Below are 14,990 nucleotides of genomic sequence, written 5' to 3' on the forward strand. Positions count from 1 at the left end.
TCTCCACGGTAAGGACCTCATTGTCGGCTCACGTCCTCGCCGCGACAATGTGTACGTGCCTACCGTCACCATCCAATCCACCGGCCGTCATTTCCCCGTTGCTTCGGGCGAAACCGTGCTGGAAGCCGCGCAGCGGGCCGGTATCGCCTTGCCTTATTCGTGCCGCGCGGGCGTGTGCGGCAGCTGCAAGGCCACGCTGCTGGCGGGGCATTGCGACTATCCGCGCAATCCGCCGGTGGCCTTGAGCGGCACGTCGCCGGCCCAGCACGCCATCCTGCTGTGCCAGGCGGTGCCGCGCAGCGATCTGCTGATCGAGGCGCGCGAAGTCACCTCGGTGGAGGACATCGCCAAGCGGCAGGTCGACGTGGTGGTATCGCGCAAGTGGATGCTGGCGCCCGATGTGATTGGCCTGCATCTGCGGCCCGCCTCCGAACAGGCGCGGCTCAACTGGCTGCCGGGCCAGTACCTGGATGTGTTGCTGGAGGATGGGCGCCGCCGCCCGTTCTCCATCGCCAACCATCCGGAGGCCGACGGCACCATCGAGCTGCACGTGCGCCACGTGGCGGGCGGCGGCTTCACCTCATGGGTGAACGATTCGCTCAAGGTGGGCGATGCGATGCGCATCGAAGGGCCGCTGGGCACCTTCGTGCCGCGCGAGGATTCGGAGCGCCCGATGATCTTCATGGCGGGCGGCACCGGGTTTGCGCCGGTGAAGGCCATCGTCGAGCATTTCATGGCGCTCGGTACACGTCGCCCGATGCGCGTGTACTGGGGCGCCCGGCAGGCGGCGGACATCTACCTGCGCGAACAGGCCGAACGCTGGGCGGGCATGGCGCACGACCTGAGCTTTCAGGCGGTGATCTCGGACGCGCAACAGGCGCTCGCCAGCGGTATCCGGATGGGTTTCGTGCATGAGGCGGTGCTGCAGGATCATCCGGACCTGGCCCGCTACGACGTCTACATGAGCGGTCCGCCGGCGATGATCGACGCAGGGCGCAAGCTCTTCATCGACGCGAAGCTGCCGGAAGAACGCCTGTACTACGACTCGTTCGATTACGCGCCGGATGTGCTGGCGCAGATCCTTGGCAGTCGCGCGGGCATCGTGGGCCTGTAAGCCGCGCTGCGCAGGCGAGGGCATGGCGCCCTCGCCGAGGTGAAACCCTCAACCCGGATTCTTGCCCTTGGCCACCGGCAGCTGTGCCTGCTGCCAGCCGATCACGCCGCCGCCCAGGGTATAGACCTTGCTGAAACCGGCCTTGACCAGGCGTTGCGCCGCTTTGTCGCTGGCGCCACGGCCGTCCTTGTCGATCACCACCACCGGCACGTCCTTGGCCTTGGCGATGTCCTTGTGCTCGGGATCGAACTGGCTCATGGCGACATGGCGCGAACCCGGCACGTGGGCCTTCTCGTAGTCGGCCAGGGCGGAGAGATCGATCAGCAGCGGACCTTCGCGATTGATCAGCAGGGTGAGGCCTGCCGGCGTCAGCTCCTTGTACTTGCGCAGCAACACGAGCAACTGCGTGCCGATCAGTCCCAGCAGCAGGACGATGAACAGCGCGGCGAGCGCGAGGTGGTTGCCGATGAACTCGGGCAGCTTGTGCAGGACATCGCTCATTCTTGGGGCTTCCGCTGGCGCGGCGGGGCCGCGCGGGGTGAACAGAACGGGGGATTATACGGGGTGGCGGGGTGGTTGGCTTTTCTGCCTTCCAGGCCGGCGCGGGGGGCATGTTTGCGAAGGCAGGAAACGCTTTTCAACAGCCGAATGGCTGGTCATCCAGAGCATTCGGTGTTTGGTTGTCGGGTTGACGCCAGCTTGCTCGCCTGCCGCGGGCTTCCGTGCCGCTGCCGCGGCCCGGGTTACTTTCTCTTGCTTGCCCAAGAGAAAGTAACCAAAGAGAAGGGCCCCCCGGATGACGCGCCTTCCGGGCCTGCGGCCCTCCAGGTGCGCGGGTGGGTTGCGGGGTTTTTCGCCAGGGCATCCTGCCCTGGCGAAAAACTGGCCCGCATCCATGCGGGCCACCCTGCGGGCTTTCCTCCACCCACCCGCCGCGTCATACGGGGACCCCTGAGAGCCAAGAGCTGGAGCCAAGAGCCGAAGCGAAGCTAGAGCCAAGAGCTACAGCCAAGAGTTACAGATCTACTGTGGGAGCGCACCCTGTGCGCGACAAACCTACGGAGCGGTACATCCCAGCGTGGCGGTCGCGCACAGGGTGCGCTCCCACAGACAAGCGCGGGGGGCAGCGGTGGGGAAGGCCGCGCAAAACACTTTCTCCGCGTTTGCGGAGAAAACGAACTTCCCAAGCGGCTCCGGCAATTACGGGTTGCCGCTGATATCCGGCAGTCCCGATTCCAGATACCAGTGCTTGCTCTCCTGGTTGTAGCGCCAGGTCTGGTGATCGGTCACCGTGCGCTCCTGCTGGGTGTGCACGTTGACCAGGTTGATCTTTACCACCTGCTTCACTTCGAACTCGCCGTTGGGCGTGGGTCCGTTGCCCTCGTCGTACTCGCTTACCTTGTATTGCTGATAGCGCGCCATCTCCAACGCGGGGATCGGGTGAGCCTCGCGTTCCTTGGGATCGATGAAGTTCAGTGCGCCGTTGAAATCGCCCCAGCGCACTTCGCTGGCGTAGGCGTTGAGCGTGGTGGTGAGGTCATCCTTGCGTTTGTCGGTGGCACAACCACCGAGCGCAAGCATGGACACCATGACGAGCGGGATCAGGATGCGGCGCATGTGGTTATCCCCTGGGGCGAGGCCTGCATTGTGCCCAAGCGGTAGCGCATTTCATACGGCGTCGGGGGAGCGCATTTTGGCCACGAAACGGGCCTCCAGCGTGGCCGCAGGCTTGACGCCCGTGCCAGGCACGCTGCACATCACTTCGATGCGGGCGCGGCCGCGGGCGGCCAGGGTGTCGAAAAAGGTGACCCAGTCCGCACTCGCCGCCAGCCGGGCTTCGCTGGTGAAGTCTTCCCACACCGGCTCCAGGTAGCGCACCGTGGATTCGCCCACGAACACGTCGCAGGCCAGGCCGCGCAGGCGCAGCTCCAGTTCGACCAGGCCCCAGCCGTTGAGCGTCATCACGCTGACCAGGCTGCCGCCGAAGGCGCAGCCCTTGTCGTTGATGTTGGGGCCAAGCGGAGCGGCCAGGGCAAGGTGTTGTTCGTCGCACGCCTGCAGGCTCAGGTCCATGGTGTGCGCCAGCGGGATTTCGTCGCGCATGAAAGCGACCAGCTTGCGTGCGTGGGTGTGTCGTTCGGTGTTGCTCATCGTCGCGGGGGTAGCCGAGGGGGAAGGCGTAGTTTACGCACCCTGGCCGGACAGGACCGATAGGGCGGCGGCCGCTACACTCGCGGACATGCCTCCGGAGAGTCCATGACCGCGCGATCCCCGACCTCTGCCGTGCCTGCGCTGGACGGACGCACCGTGGTCATCACCCGCCCCGCCGGCACGGGCTCGCCGCTGGCCCGGCGCGTGCGCAGGCTGGGCGGGGTGCCGCTGCTGTTGCCGGGACTGTCGTTGCGCGCCAGCGAAGGGCCGGACACCGCCGCCTCGTTGCGCGCGGCGCTGGGCGACGAGTTGCTGATCTTCACCAGCCCCGCCGCGGTGCGCTTTGCCGCACGGCTCGCATCCTTGCGAACGCAGGCCACGGTGTTCGCGGTGGGCCAGGGCACGGCGCGCGCGCTGGCGCGTCACGGTCTTCAGGCGGTCGCCCCGGTGCAGCGGCAGGACAGCGAAGGGCTGCTGGATCAAGCCGCGCTCAGCGAACTGGGCGGACGCCGCGTCGCCCTGGTCGGTGCCCCGGGCGGTCGCGGCGTGCTGCGCAGCGAGCTCGTCGCACGCGGCGCGCAGCTTCGCGAGGTGCATGTCTATCGCCGCGGCACGCCGCGTTGGCAGCGCCGCCAGCTCGAGCAGATCCGGCAACTGCCGGCAGAGGCGCGCGTGCTGCTCTCCAGTGCGGAGGCACTCGACAATCTCAGGCAGGGGTTGCCGGCCGATGCATTCGCACGGCTCTGCGCGGCTGTGGCCGTGGTCAGCAGCGAGCGGCTCGCCGAAGCCGCGCAGGGCGCCGGTTTCAAACGCGTACGGGTGGCGGCATCGGCGCTGTCTGAAAATCTACTCGCGGCTGCGGCGCGCCCTTAGCCGTTTTCCTACGGACAAGCCGCGCCTTCACGCCCGCTTGATGCGAGTCCCCCGGCGTGGGCTGTTAGCATGTCGCGCATGAGCCAAGACGACTCCTTCCTTGATAGCGGCGCGCCTGCGGGCGCGCGTTCCGAGACTCCTTCGCGCGCTCCGCGTGCCACGCCACCGGCACGACGCGGCAGCGGCACCCTGGCCGTGGCGCTGCTGCTCTCGCTGGTGGCCATCGGCGGCGCTGGCTACGTGGGCTGGCGCCAGTGGCAACAGGAGCGCGGCAATGCGGCCGGCAACGCCGCGCTCAGCGGGCTCAAGCAACGCGTCGACACGCTGGAAAGCGCCTTTGGCGCCAGCGACAGCGAACGCAATCTGTTGCGTCAGCGCCTGGGCGACGCCGATCAGGTGAACCGTTCCCTGCGCGAGGAATTGCTGAGCCAGGCCGAACGCACCCGCAATCTCGAAGACGCGGTAGCCAAGCTCTCGGAAAAAACGCTGTCCGGGCATGACGCCATGTTGCTGGACGAAACCGAATCGCTGCTGCGCATGGCCAAGGAACGCTACGACCTGTTCCACGATGCGCAGGGCGCGCTGGCTGCCTACGCACTCGCCGATCAGACCCTCGCCGCGGTGAACGACGGCGCCTTCTCCGGCCTTCGCCAGAGCATCGGCGCGGAACGCGAAGCGCTGAGCAAGACGCAGACGGTCAATCTCGATACCGCATTGACAACCCTGAGCAATCTGCGCGCATCGACCCTGGAGCTTCCGCTCAAGCCATTGGATAGCGCCGCTTCCAGCGCCTCGACCGGTGGCTGGTCGCGCGTCATGAGCGCGCTCAACGACGTGGTGAAAGTGCAGCGCACGAACGGCGCGCCGTTGTCCGTGGCGGATGCGCGCTTTGCGCGCGAGCTGGCTTCGATCGACCTGGCCCAGGCGCAGGCGGCGCTGCTGGCCTCCGATCGCGACGCCTACATCGCCGCGCTCAAGCGTGCCGACGCCGGCATCGTGGCGCAGTTCGACGGCAACGCCGCATCGGTGCAACAGGCACGCACGCAACTGGCCACGCTGATCGCACAGCCGCCCGGCGCGGCGGTACAGCTGGGTGCGGCGCTCAGTGAGCTGCGCAACTTGCGCGCCGTGCATGCGCTCAAGCCCGCGGCCACCAGCTCGGCCGGAGCCAAGCCATGAAGTTGTGGCGTTGGTTGCTGTTGCTGGTGATCGTGGCGGCACTGGCTGCGTTCGGCTGGCATTGGGTGGCCGAGGATCCCGGCTATGTGCTGGTGCAGTTGCGTGGCTGGCAGGCCGAGACCACGGTGGTCGCCGCCGTCGTCTTGCTGCTGCTTGCCTGGGCAGTGCTCGGCGCGGTGTGGTTTGCCGTGCGCTGGCCGTTCGGTGCGTTCACGCGCCGCCATCGCCGGCTCAGTCGCAAGAAAATGAGCGAAGGCCTGCTGGCGCTGATGGAAGGTCGCCACGTCGATGCCGAGCGCGATCTGCATCGCGCGTCGCGCCTCGATGTGCTGCGGGGTCCGTCCTTGCTTGCCGCCGCTGAGGCCGCCTCGCGTCGCGGCGAAAACAACCGCGCACTGGCCACGCTCGACGAGGCGGCCCAGGTAGCGCCTCGTGCGGCGCGTGTGCTGCGTGCCCGCGTGCTGCGGCGCGAAGGACGGCCGCTCGAAGCGGTGAATCTGCTCGCCGCCGATGCGGACGCCGGCAACCTCACGCCGGGCGGCTGGCGCGAACTCGCCCTGGCCGCACTCGCCAGCGGCGATACGCGTCGCGCACGGCAGGCGCTCGAACCGCTGCAGAAGAGCGGAGCGTTGGGTACCAAGGCCTTTGGCGTGCTGGAAGGGCAGGTGCTGGCCGCCTCGCTGCGCTGTGCGCCGGATGCCGCCGCACTCAATACCCTGTGGTCGCAGTTGCCCAAGACGCAGCGGCGCGTACCGGCCGCCATCGATGCGTACGCGCGTCAGGCCGCCGCCTTCGGCATGGTGCTGCCGGCGATGGACGAAGTGGAATCGGCGCTGCGTCGCGAATGGTCGCCGCTGCTGATCGAAACCTATGCTTCGCTGGGCGGCGACGATATCGAAGCGCGCCTGCGTCGCGCCGAATCGTGGCTCGATGCACATCCCAACGATGCCGCGCTACTGCTCACGCTGGGCCGCATGTGCGCGCGCCAGGGTTTGTGGGGCAAGGCCACGCAGTACCTGGAACGTTCGCTGGCGCTGGTGCCCAGCAGCGGCGCATGGGAAGCGCTCGGCGACGTGCACGCCGGCCAGGACGATGCCGCGCTGGCCCAGCGTTGTTACCGCAACGCGCTGGCACTGGCGCGCGGCGAGGCCGTCGATCCGCTGCCGCAGAGCGCACGCTCGACGCGCCTGGATACGCGTCCCATCGCGGTGGAAGAACGCAGCGAGCATGGTGTGCCGCGCTTGCCCGAATAAGCGCACGGCAAGCTACCTGAGGTTTTCAGGTCTGGATCCCCAACTGCGCCAGTTGGGGATCGGCCATGCGCCAATGAGGCCACCTGCCGCCCCGCAGGCAGGACAAGGTGGCATCACGCAGGCGATGCAACTGGGCTGGATCCAGCGGTGGCCTCCAATCCGGCTCGTGCACGGCATGCTCGATGCGCTCGCAATTGCCTGGGGTGATGGCGACGTGCTCGGGCAACGTGAAGGAAGGGCGAGACACCAGTGGCGCGGTGACCGCGGGCACCGATGCAGGGGGTATCGGTGGGTGCGACTCACTGTTGAACGCATGGCTTAACAGGTTGAACACCCCGATGATGCCGACCACAGCGCCCAACCTGCCGCCATGGTTTGTGCGCGTACGTGGCGGAGCCGCCTGCCGATACGCTGCAGGCGAAGGCAGGTTGGAGAACGACTCCGCCATCGCCTTGTCTCGTGGCGGTAGTGCCGCGAATGCCTGTTCCCAGGCCGTCAGCGCCGAGCGCTCGACGCGCAGCGCGAGGTAGTGCGGATAGCTCTTCAGCAACTGCTGCATGTCCGGCCAGCGCAGGGTGGCGTCACGCGTGAAATGCGAGGGCGCAAGGTCGGTGCGGTCGAGCTTCGGCGCGCCGCCAAGGCGATCGAACAGATCGTGGCAGCCGGTGGTTGCGGCCGTGCGCTTCCATGCAATCTCTTCTTCCTGCACCGCACGAACCCAACCTCCGCGCGCGCCCATTTGCTGCACATGGACGACATCGTTCCAACCGAGCTGGTCGCAGGCGGCGCCGAACAGCGCGAGCCGTTGCGGCAGGCGCATCGCGGCAAGCCCGTCGATCAGCATGGCTTCGAAGATGGCGGTGACCTGCAGGTGTTCGCCTTGCAGGCCGATCAATTGTTCGCTGAACACCACACCGGGTGGCTCGCCATCGATCAGCCGTTGCTCCAACTGCTGCAAGGCGCGAGTCGCCACGTTCACCGGTGCATGCGGATCGGGCAGCGGAACTTCGGTCGCGGCAGCTGCCGTCGAAAAGGGCGGCAGCTGGGTCGATGGCGGCGCGACCGGGATCGTCGCAGGCCCCGCGGCTGTGCCGTCGTTGGCAGCGCGACACCATGCGGTGGCGGCGGCGTACGCCTCGCGCAGGCGCATGAACCCGTCGATGTCAGTCGACTGATCGACCTGCTTCAGACGCGCAGCGTAAGCGCGTTTGATCTCAGCGGCGTCGGCCGAGGTGGTGAGGCCGAGGTGATCCAGGAACCACGGTGTCTGCATAGGCGTTGGAATGTCCGGCCGAAAGTCGGGTGCCATGTCGCGGGACCCCATGGCCCTGCAAGGTCGCTATGGCTTCTCCGTCATTCCCCCTGACGGCGGGCAAGATCATGGCGCGCCGGCCATGGCCTGTCACGTCGGCTAACTGGCCGAGATTGCCCAGGTGATGAAGCCGGCGTTGATCGCGGTGAACACCAGCGCTACCAGGAAGATCGCGTCGGCGATCCGTTCCAGCCGATGGTTGCGGCCCCGGCTGCGCGTGCGCAGTGCCCAGTACGAGAGCAGGCACGAGGACAGGTAGAGCATGGAGTTGACGGCCAGCAGGTCGTCGCCGAGCAGGTCTTCCTTGCGCAGTGAAATCACCACGCGAAGGATGCCGATCACGGTGAGGCATACGCCGACCATCGCGGCCGAGGCGGTGAAGATGTGCACGCAGATGTCGTGGTCCAGGCGCGCGCGCTGGCGTTCGGAGCTGCTCTCGGAGATCTCGGGCGTCATGGCGTGGCCTGGGTCGAATGCCTTGAAAGAGGGAGCGCCCGCGCGGGCCGGCGGTTCCCATCGAACCTTCCTGCGTTCATCGGCCAGATCATAAGGCGACTCAATCGCCCGGGTGCACCCATCGACGCTGCACGCGTTCGGCCAGCATCACCACCGCCAGCGAGCAGACGATGCCCAGCGCCACTTCGCCCACGCGCGTGAGCGCAATCAGCCAGAACGATCCCGTATGTGGCACCAGCATGATGATGGTGGTGGTGGTGCCGCTCAGCCGTCCCGCGCTGCCCACGCCCAACAGCCAGCAGCCGGTGATGGCGACCACGATTGCCACGGCGTACGCACTGTATTGCTCACCCAGCAACAGCGTGGTACCGAAACCTGCGACGCCGCCCACCAATGCGCCGATCAGCTGATCGCGCGAGGACGAGCGGGTATCCAGGTAGGTCTGCTGGGTCACCGCGATGGCGGTGATGGCCGCCCAGAAGGCCTGCTGGGTATGCAGCAGCAGACCGAGTCCATAGGCGACGCTCGCGGCCAGCAACGCCTGCAGCGCGAACCACAGGCCCTGCATCAGGCGATGCGTCCACGGCAGGTGCCGATAGAGGAAGGCCATCCCTTGCTGGACGTCGACCAGGCGCCGCAGGTTTTCGCGCAGGGAGGGCTGGTCGCTCATGGGGCTACAAGGGGGTCAGGTTGGCATACGCATAGACCAGCCACTTGCTGCCGCTGCTGGCGAAATTGACCTGGATGCGCATATGCGCGCCGCTGCCTTCCGCGCTCACCACGATGCCTTCGCCGAAGCTGGGATGGCTCACCAGCTGGCCGAGCGTCAGCGGCATGCTTTCTTCCAGCGAGCGCGAACCGCTGTTGGGGCGCGCGCCGTAAAGTGGACGGCTCACCTGCACGCGCGGCCGGACTTCGTCGATCAGTTCAGGCGGAATTTCCGCCAGGAAGCGCGATGGGCGCGCGAGCATTTCCACGCCGTGCATGCGGCGCGATTCGGCGTAGGTGATGAACAGCCGCTCGCGTGCACGCGTGATGCCCACATAGGCGAGGCGGCGTTCTTCTTCGAGACGGCCTTCGTCTTCCACCGAACGCTGGCTGGGAAACAGGCCTTCTTCCATGCCGACCAGGAACACCACCGGGAATTCCAGGCCCTTGGCCGAGTGCAGCGTCATCAGCTGCACGCAGTCGTCCCACGCTTCGCCCTGGCCTTCGCCCGCTTCCAGCGCGGCGTGCGAGAGGAAGGCCGCCAGCTCGCTGAGGCCCGCTTCTTCGTCATCCGGAGTCAGCTCGAAACGGCTGGCCACGTTGACCAGTTCGTCCAGGTTTTCCACCCGCGATTCGGCGTTGCCGCGGCTGTCCTTCTCGTAGAAGTCGCGCAGGCCGGTGTGGGTGATGGCGTGGTCGATCTGTTCGGCCAGGGCGAGCGCGTCGCCCGCACCGGCGCCGGCAAACGCACGCGCCATGTCCTCGATCATCGAGAGGAAGGCCTTCACCGCGTTCTTCGCGCGGCCTGCCAGTTCGCTGCCGCTGCTGAGTTCGCTGAGCGAGGCTTCCCACATCGAGCTGCGTTCGGTGCGCGCACGGCGGCGCAGCACGTCCAGCGTGCGATCGCCGATGCCGCGCGGCGGCGTGTTCACCGCGCGCTCGAACGCGGCATCGTCCTGGCGGTTGGAAGACAAGCGCAGATAGGCGAGGGCGTCCTTCACTTCCGCGCGATCGAAGAAGCGCTGGCCGCCGTAGACGCGGAAGCGGATGTCCCGCTGCATCAGCTGCTCTTCGAAGTTGCGCGACTGTGCATTGGAGCGATAGAGGATCGCGCAGTCGCGCGCCTGGCCATGCTCGGCGACGTATTCGCGGATGCGCTCGATCACGAAGCGCGCTTCGTCCTGCTCGTTATAGGCCGAGTACAGCGCAATGCGCTCGCCTTCGCCGCCGTCCGTCCACAGCTGTTTGCCGAGGCGGCCGCCGTTGCGGGCGATCACGCTGTTGGCGGCTTTGAGGATGGTGGAGGTGGAGCGGTAGTTCTGTTCCAGCTTGATGGTCTTGGAGCCGGGGAAATCGCGCAGGAACTGCTGCACGTTCTCCACTTTCGCGCCGCGCCAGCCGTAGATCGCCTGGTCGTCGTCGCCCACCACGAAGACCTGGCCGGTCTGCCCAGCGAGCACGCGGATCCACGCGTACTGCAGCGTGTTGGTGTCCTGGAATTCGTCGATCAGCAGGTAGCGCCAGCGGTCGCGGTAGTGTTCGAGAATGGCCGGGTTGTGCAGCCACAATTCGTGCGCACGCAGCAGCAGCTCGGCGAAATCGACCAGCCCGGCGCGGCGGCAGGCGTCTTCGTAGGCCTGGTAGATCTGCACCAGCGTGCGCGTCATCGGATGATCGCGATGCTCGATGGTGTCGGCGCGTTTGCCTTCGTCCTTCCATTGGTTGATCTGCCAGGTGGCCTGGCGCGGCGGAAAGCGCGCTTCATCCAGCCCGAGCCCCGTGACCACGCGCTTGACGATGCGCTGCTGGTCGTCGGCGTCGAGGATCTGGAAACCTTCCGGCAGACCCGCCTCGCGCCAATGACGGCGCAGCAGCCGATGCGCGATGCCGTGGAAGGTACCCACGGTGAGGCCTTGCGTGCCGCCGGGAATCAGCTGGTCCAGGCGCGCGCGCATTTCGCCGGCCGCCTTGTTGGTGAAGGTGACGGCCAGGATCGCCCATGGCGAGATGCCTTCGACCTGGGTCAGCCAGCCGATGCGGTGGGTGAGCACGCGCGTCTTGCCGGAACCGGCGCCGGCGAGCACGAGGTAGTTGCCAGGAGGCGCGCAAACGGCTTCGCGCTGCGCGTCGTTGAGCTTGTCGATCAGGTGGGAGACATCCATCTTGCCTATTGTACCGGGCAGGGCAACGCGGGTCCCGTCAGCATGAAATCCACGGGCCTCAGTAGTTGAGACCCGGGCTCAGCAGGTGCCAGTGCACGATGAAGCCGATGGCCGCAAGGCAGGCCAGCAGCAGGACCGCGCCGCTGATCCGGCGCCATCCGCTGCCCTGATGACGCCAGGCGCGCCAGGTTTCCACGGCCACCGCCAGCGTACCCAGTACGGCCAGCACGCCGATCAGTTGCAGCAGGCGCAGGCGCGTGTCGAGCGCCGAGGAGCCCAGCCGCGGCAGCATCAGGGCCCAGCCACCCGCGAACAGCAGGTAGGCGATGGCCGTGAGCCGGCTCAGCCGATACCAGCGCAGATCCCGGTCGGTGATGGTCGACACTTGGCGACGGCTCAGCAGCGCCGCGATCGGCCATGACAGGGCGATCAGCGCGAACACGGCGAGGATCGCCGTCAGTACTTCCATCACGCGCTGGGGTGGCCAGCCGGTGGCAGGCAGGAATACCTGCACGGGCGACACGGCATTGATGGACAGCATGCTTACCTTGCCATCGCGCACGACGGCGCCGAGGCGACGGCCGGTGGCATCGTCCACCCACAGGTAGGGCTTCACCTCACGCCAGTGCGCGGTGCCGAACATGGGCGCGAGCAGCGAGCCGTCGGCCGCCACGCTGATGGTGGATTGCTGGAACAGATCGCGCAGCGCGAGCACGTTGCTTCGCGACGTAACGCTGGACGAGTAGCGGCCCGCCAGTTGCGCGGCATGCTGCTTGTCCGTGCCCAGCGTGGGCAGTTTCAGCTGCGGCAGCGGCGGGAAATAGCGGTCGGAAAAACGATCCACCAGCGGCCTCAGCAACGCGCCGCCACGGCCACCGACCGTGGCGATGAAGATGCCGGTGTGATGATCCGGAAACAGCGCGAGCAAGTTGTGGAACCCATCCAGATCGCCGCCGTGGCCAAGGATGACCTGGTCGCCGCGATCCAGATGCACGAAGCCCAGCGCCATGCCTGGCAGGCCGGGGATCGCCGCACGCTGGTAGCTCTGCATCTGTTGCACGGTCGCCTGTTCGAGCAACTGCGCATTGCCCGAGCGGCCGAACTGCAGGTGCGCGACCATGAAGCGCGCCATGTCCTCGCCGCTGACCGAGAGCGCGCCCGCGGGCACGGCGGTGCGCAGGTCGAATGGGCGCGCTGCCGCACCCGGCTTACCGTAGTTGAGCGCCATGTCCGGCTGCAGCGATGCGGGCAGCGGCTCGCGGAAGCTCGCGTGCTTCATCTCCAGCGGCTCCAGGATGTGCCGTTCCATGTAGTCGTCGAACGGTTGCCCGGATACGCGCTGCACGATATAGCCGGCCAATGCCGTGCCATAGGTCGAATACGCAGGGACTTCGCCGATCGGATAGATGCGCTTTGGCACCCACTGCTTCAACCAGACGTCGTAGCGCATCAGCGATGCGGGATTGACCGAGTAGCGGTCCTTGCGCACTTCCTCGAAGCCGGCGCTGTGCGTCATCAGATCGCGCATGGTGACCGGCTTGCCCTCGCGCGCCGGCACGATGAAGTCGAGATAGCGGTTGATATCCGCATCCAGATCGAGCTTGTGCTTCTCGACCAGTTGCATCACCGCCGTCCAGGTGAACAGCTTGGAGACGGAGGCGGCGCGGAACATCGTGGTGGCCGGATCGACCGGCTTCTTCGCCTCGGCGTCGGCGTAGCCGTAGCCCTTGGCGTAAATCAGCTCGCCGTCCTTCACCACCACGACCACGGCACCGGTCGCCGCGCCTTGCTGCATCACGCCGCTCATCTGCGCATCGAGCCAGGGCTGCAGGTCGCGCGCGTCGAGATCCGACGCGCCCAATGGCGTCACGGTGGCGTGCCTGGCCTCCGGCAAGGGCGTGATCTGGATCGGTGCCTGTGCCCACAGGGCCGCCGGCAACAGCATCAGGGCAAGGGCCACCGCATGTCTGCGCCGGGAAAACCGCCTCATCACGGTGGACGCGATGGCGAGCATGCAGGACTCCTTGAAGCGGGCGCAGCGGGGATGAAGCGCAAGTATGCACTGCCGCCGGCGGGGTGGCATGGGCGCGGCGTCAAGTCGCGTCAGGCAGTTTTCAGCTGCGAGTGTGTGCTCAGCCGTGTTTCATCTGCGCGACGACGCTCGCCAGTTCGCGTACGGCGGCCTCGGAGACGTCGCGCTGCGGCGTGAGGTCGGGGTTGTTGAAATTGCCCGTGTCGCCGATCACCTGCACCATGATGCCGTCGCTGCGCGGTACCACGCTGAGGTTTTGCGTACGCAGGCCGTATCTGACCTCGGGCTGCGGAATTAGCCGGGCAGTTTGGCCGCGCACAGGAATCACCGAGTCGTCGTTGAACAGCGCGCGGGCACCGTAACCGGTTGCATTGACCAGGGTCTGTTCGGGCAGCTGTTGCAACTGATCGGCATGGGTGAATTCGCGCAGCTCGATCTTGCCGCCCGCAGCGAGGTATTCGTTCATCAGGAAATGGGCGTAGCTGCTGAGGTTGAACATCAGCGTGGTGTAGCGGCGCACGTACGGTTCCGGGAACGGATGATTGCCCGGCGACAATTCCACCGAACGCGGCGTGAGGTCGCGCACGCGGTTGGCGAAGTCGCCGTACTCCGGCTCATCGGGCACGTCGCCGTGGAATTTGCCGAACGGCGCGTCGGCCAACGAATAGCCGTCGATCCATTCGACCGGCTGGCCCGGCAGGCCGAGCAGGCTCTGGTAACGCGCGTAGGAAAGACGCGTCATCATTTCCCATCGATCCGCCAACGCAGGCGCGTGCGCGGCGTCGCAGATGCGCGAGTCCGGCGTCCACAAGCCGGAGGCGCGCATGGAGAACACATCCGGCGGCAGTGCCTTGGCGTAGATGCGGGTGGACAGGCCGGCCTGCTGTGCGAGCAGGGCGGTGGTGAGCCCGATCGCGCCGCAGCCGATCACGCCCAGTTCGCGTGCGCCCGTGGCCTGCACCATCTGCAAGGCCAGCGTGCCCGAGCCCCACGACAGCGACCAGCCGCTGCCGCCATGGCCGTAGTTGTGCACGACGGTTTTCTTGCCGAACTTTTCCAGTTCGATGCGCGGGCCTGCCGCTCGGAATGGACGCGTGCAGACGTAGACACCGGTGATGCGGTCGGTGCTGGCGCGGATCGGCGCCAGCGATGTCGAACCGGTCGTTGAAGCCGGGTCCGGTTTCACGGCCGGGGCAGTACAGGCGGCCAGTCCCGCGGTCGAAGCCACCGCCAGCGTGGCGCTGGCCTGGCGCAGGAATTGGCGTCGTTCCATCAAGCGCTCTCGGGAATGTGGAGACGCCACATCCTACACGCTCGTCATTCCGGCGCAGGCCGGAATCCAGTAGCGGCAAGTTGCGGTCTTCGCGAGAGCGATAACGCCTTTTGGTGGCGCTTGCGAAAGCCCAATGCATCGCAACTGGATTCCGGCCTGCGCCGGAATGACGGGCTAGGGCATCAGCCCTTCTTGAGGAACCCGCCAATCGCCAGCAACGCACCCACCACGATCCCTGCAATACCCACCCACTGCGGCAGCGCCTTGTCATGCGTGGCGCTGACCTTGGCCGAGCCGATCTGAACGAGGGTGTCGGTGGTCTGGTAGCTGCCATGACCCGCGAGGACATAGATGCCGCCGGCCAGCAGGAGAACGCCGAGAATGATCAGCACTGCACGCATGGAAAGCTCCTTGGAAAAGGTGAACGGGCTGAAGAATCGCCAGAGCGCGTCACGCCGTTGTGAAAACGTGCCAAGT

Annotated in this window: 14 protein-coding genes; 4 read left to right on the top strand and 10 right to left on the bottom strand. The window is 66.8% G+C overall.

Features of this window, described 5'->3' with window-relative positions; all coding sequences use genetic code 11:
• The first annotated feature begins 55 nt into the window (after positions 1-55).
• Positions 56-1,114: a 2Fe-2S iron-sulfur cluster-binding protein gene (locus ACN9MB_RS02750; RefSeq protein ID WP_426270708.1), complete on the top strand. Its 1,059-nt coding sequence runs from the start codon at positions 56-58 to the stop codon at positions 1,112-1,114.
• A gap of 48 nt (positions 1,115-1,162) precedes the next feature.
• Here the strand turns inward: ACN9MB_RS02750 and ACN9MB_RS02755 are convergent, their stop codons facing one another.
• The 3 genes from ACN9MB_RS02755 to ACN9MB_RS02765 all read right to left on the bottom strand — a co-directional run bounded on the left by ACN9MB_RS02755 (position 1,163) and on the right by ACN9MB_RS02765 (position 3,265).
• Positions 1,163-1,615, bottom strand: a complete 453-nt coding sequence (locus ACN9MB_RS02755; protein ID WP_204636732.1) for a rhodanese-like domain-containing protein — start codon at positions 1,613-1,615, stop codon at positions 1,163-1,165.
• A 699-nt stretch (positions 1,616-2,314) separates the two neighbouring features.
• Positions 2,315-2,731, bottom strand: a complete 417-nt coding sequence (locus ACN9MB_RS02760; protein WP_426270709.1) for a hypothetical protein — start codon at positions 2,729-2,731, stop codon at positions 2,315-2,317.
• 51 nt (positions 2,732-2,782) lie between these two features.
• A complete protein-coding gene (locus tag ACN9MB_RS02765) occupies positions 2,783-3,265 on the bottom strand; it encodes a YiiD C-terminal domain-containing protein (protein WP_204636730.1) in 483 nt (160 codons plus the stop codon).
• Between the two features lie 105 nt (positions 3,266-3,370).
• On the opposite strand from ACN9MB_RS02765, the gene ACN9MB_RS02770 reads away from it, so the two are divergent.
• The 3 genes from ACN9MB_RS02770 (at position 3,371) to ACN9MB_RS02780 (ending at position 6,570) form a co-directional block, all read left to right on the top strand.
• On the top strand, positions 3,371-4,138 hold the full coding sequence (locus ACN9MB_RS02770) for a uroporphyrinogen-III synthase (RefSeq protein ID WP_426270710.1): 768 nt from the start codon (positions 3,371-3,373) through the stop codon (positions 4,136-4,138).
• 78 nt (positions 4,139-4,216) lie between these two features.
• Positions 4,217-5,317: a uroporphyrinogen-III C-methyltransferase gene (locus ACN9MB_RS02775; RefSeq protein WP_204636728.1), complete on the top strand. Its 1,101-nt coding sequence runs from the start codon at positions 4,217-4,219 to the stop codon at positions 5,315-5,317.
• Positions 5,314-6,570 (top strand): heme biosynthesis protein HemY, encoded by a 1,257-nt coding sequence (locus ACN9MB_RS02780; RefSeq protein ID WP_426270711.1) that lies wholly within the window; start codon positions 5,314-5,316, stop codon positions 6,568-6,570. Before ACN9MB_RS02775 ends, ACN9MB_RS02780 begins: the two co-directional genes overlap by 4 nt.
• Before the next feature lie 25 nt (positions 6,571-6,595).
• Here the strand turns inward: ACN9MB_RS02780 and ACN9MB_RS02785 are convergent, their stop codons facing one another.
• The 7 genes from ACN9MB_RS02785 to ACN9MB_RS02815 all read right to left on the bottom strand — a co-directional run bounded on the left by ACN9MB_RS02785 (position 6,596) and on the right by ACN9MB_RS02815 (position 14,914).
• The gene (locus ACN9MB_RS02785; protein ID WP_426270712.1) at positions 6,596-7,843 is read right to left on the bottom strand and encodes a J domain-containing protein; all 1,248 of its coding nucleotides are present in this window, start codon (positions 7,841-7,843) and stop codon (positions 6,596-6,598) included.
• Positions 7,844-7,981: 138 nt separating this feature from the next.
• Positions 7,982-8,338: a hypothetical protein gene (locus ACN9MB_RS02790; protein WP_204636725.1), complete on the bottom strand. Its 357-nt coding sequence runs from the start codon at positions 8,336-8,338 to the stop codon at positions 7,982-7,984.
• 100 nt (positions 8,339-8,438) lie between these two features.
• Positions 8,439-9,008, bottom strand: coding sequence for an FUSC family protein (locus ACN9MB_RS02795; protein ID WP_426270713.1), 570 nt, complete (start codon positions 9,006-9,008; stop codon positions 8,439-8,441).
• Positions 9,009-9,012: 4 nt separating this feature from the next.
• Complete coding sequence (uvrD, locus tag ACN9MB_RS02800; RefSeq protein WP_204636723.1) at positions 9,013-11,208, bottom strand: DNA helicase II; 2,196 nt, start codon at positions 11,206-11,208, stop codon at positions 9,013-9,015.
• Between the two features lie 58 nt (positions 11,209-11,266).
• Positions 11,267-13,222 carry a serine hydrolase domain-containing protein gene (locus ACN9MB_RS02805; RefSeq protein WP_426270714.1) on the bottom strand — a complete coding sequence of 652 codons (1,956 nt, stop codon included), beginning with the start codon at positions 13,220-13,222 and terminating at the stop codon, positions 11,267-11,269.
• A gap of 118 nt (positions 13,223-13,340) precedes the next feature.
• Positions 13,341-14,513, bottom strand: a complete 1,173-nt coding sequence (locus tag ACN9MB_RS02810; protein ID WP_426270715.1) for an FAD-dependent oxidoreductase — start codon at positions 14,511-14,513, stop codon at positions 13,341-13,343.
• Between the two features lie 182 nt (positions 14,514-14,695).
• Positions 14,696-14,914 carry a hypothetical protein gene (locus ACN9MB_RS02815; RefSeq protein ID WP_204636720.1) on the bottom strand — a complete coding sequence of 73 codons (219 nt, stop codon included), beginning with the start codon at positions 14,912-14,914 and terminating at the stop codon, positions 14,696-14,698.
• Positions 14,915-14,990: the final 76 nt, after the last annotated feature.

The organism is Dyella kyungheensis (genome assembly GCF_049913195.1).
Taxonomy (GTDB): domain Bacteria; phylum Pseudomonadota; class Gammaproteobacteria; order Xanthomonadales; family Rhodanobacteraceae; genus Dyella; species Dyella kyungheensis.

Coding starts and splice junctions, on each gene's coding strand:
- uvrD (WP_204636723.1), bottom strand. CDS start 11,208: ATGGATGTCTCCCACCTGATCGACAAGCTCAACGACGCGCAGCGCGAA.
- ACN9MB_RS02795 (WP_426270713.1), bottom strand. CDS start 9,008: ATGAGCGACCAGCCCTCCCTGCGCGAAAACCTGCGGCGCCTGGTCGAC.
- ACN9MB_RS02780 (WP_426270711.1), top strand. CDS start 5,314: ATGAAGTTGTGGCGTTGGTTGCTGTTGCTGGTGATCGTGGCGGCACTG.
- ACN9MB_RS02765 (WP_204636730.1), bottom strand. CDS start 3,265: ATGAGCAACACCGAACGACACACCCACGCACGCAAGCTGGTCGCTTTC.
- ACN9MB_RS02785 (WP_426270712.1), bottom strand. CDS start 7,843: ATGCAGACACCGTGGTTCCTGGATCACCTCGGCCTCACCACCTCGGCC.
- ACN9MB_RS02770 (WP_426270710.1), top strand. CDS start 3,371: ATGACCGCGCGATCCCCGACCTCTGCCGTGCCTGCGCTGGACGGACGC.
- ACN9MB_RS02805 (WP_426270714.1), bottom strand. CDS start 13,222: ATGCTCGCCATCGCGTCCACCGTGATGAGGCGGTTTTCCCGGCGCAGA.
- ACN9MB_RS02815 (WP_204636720.1), bottom strand. CDS start 14,914: ATGCGTGCAGTGCTGATCATTCTCGGCGTTCTCCTGCTGGCCGGCGGC.
- ACN9MB_RS02755 (WP_204636732.1), bottom strand. CDS start 1,615: ATGAGCGATGTCCTGCACAAGCTGCCCGAGTTCATCGGCAACCACCTC.
- ACN9MB_RS02775 (WP_204636728.1), top strand. CDS start 4,217: ATGAGCCAAGACGACTCCTTCCTTGATAGCGGCGCGCCTGCGGGCGCG.
- ACN9MB_RS02810 (WP_426270715.1), bottom strand. CDS start 14,513: ATGGAACGACGCCAATTCCTGCGCCAGGCCAGCGCCACGCTGGCGGTG.
- ACN9MB_RS02760 (WP_426270709.1), bottom strand. CDS start 2,731: ATGCGCCGCATCCTGATCCCGCTCGTCATGGTGTCCATGCTTGCGCTC.
- ACN9MB_RS02790 (WP_204636725.1), bottom strand. CDS start 8,338: ATGACGCCCGAGATCTCCGAGAGCAGCTCCGAACGCCAGCGCGCGCGC.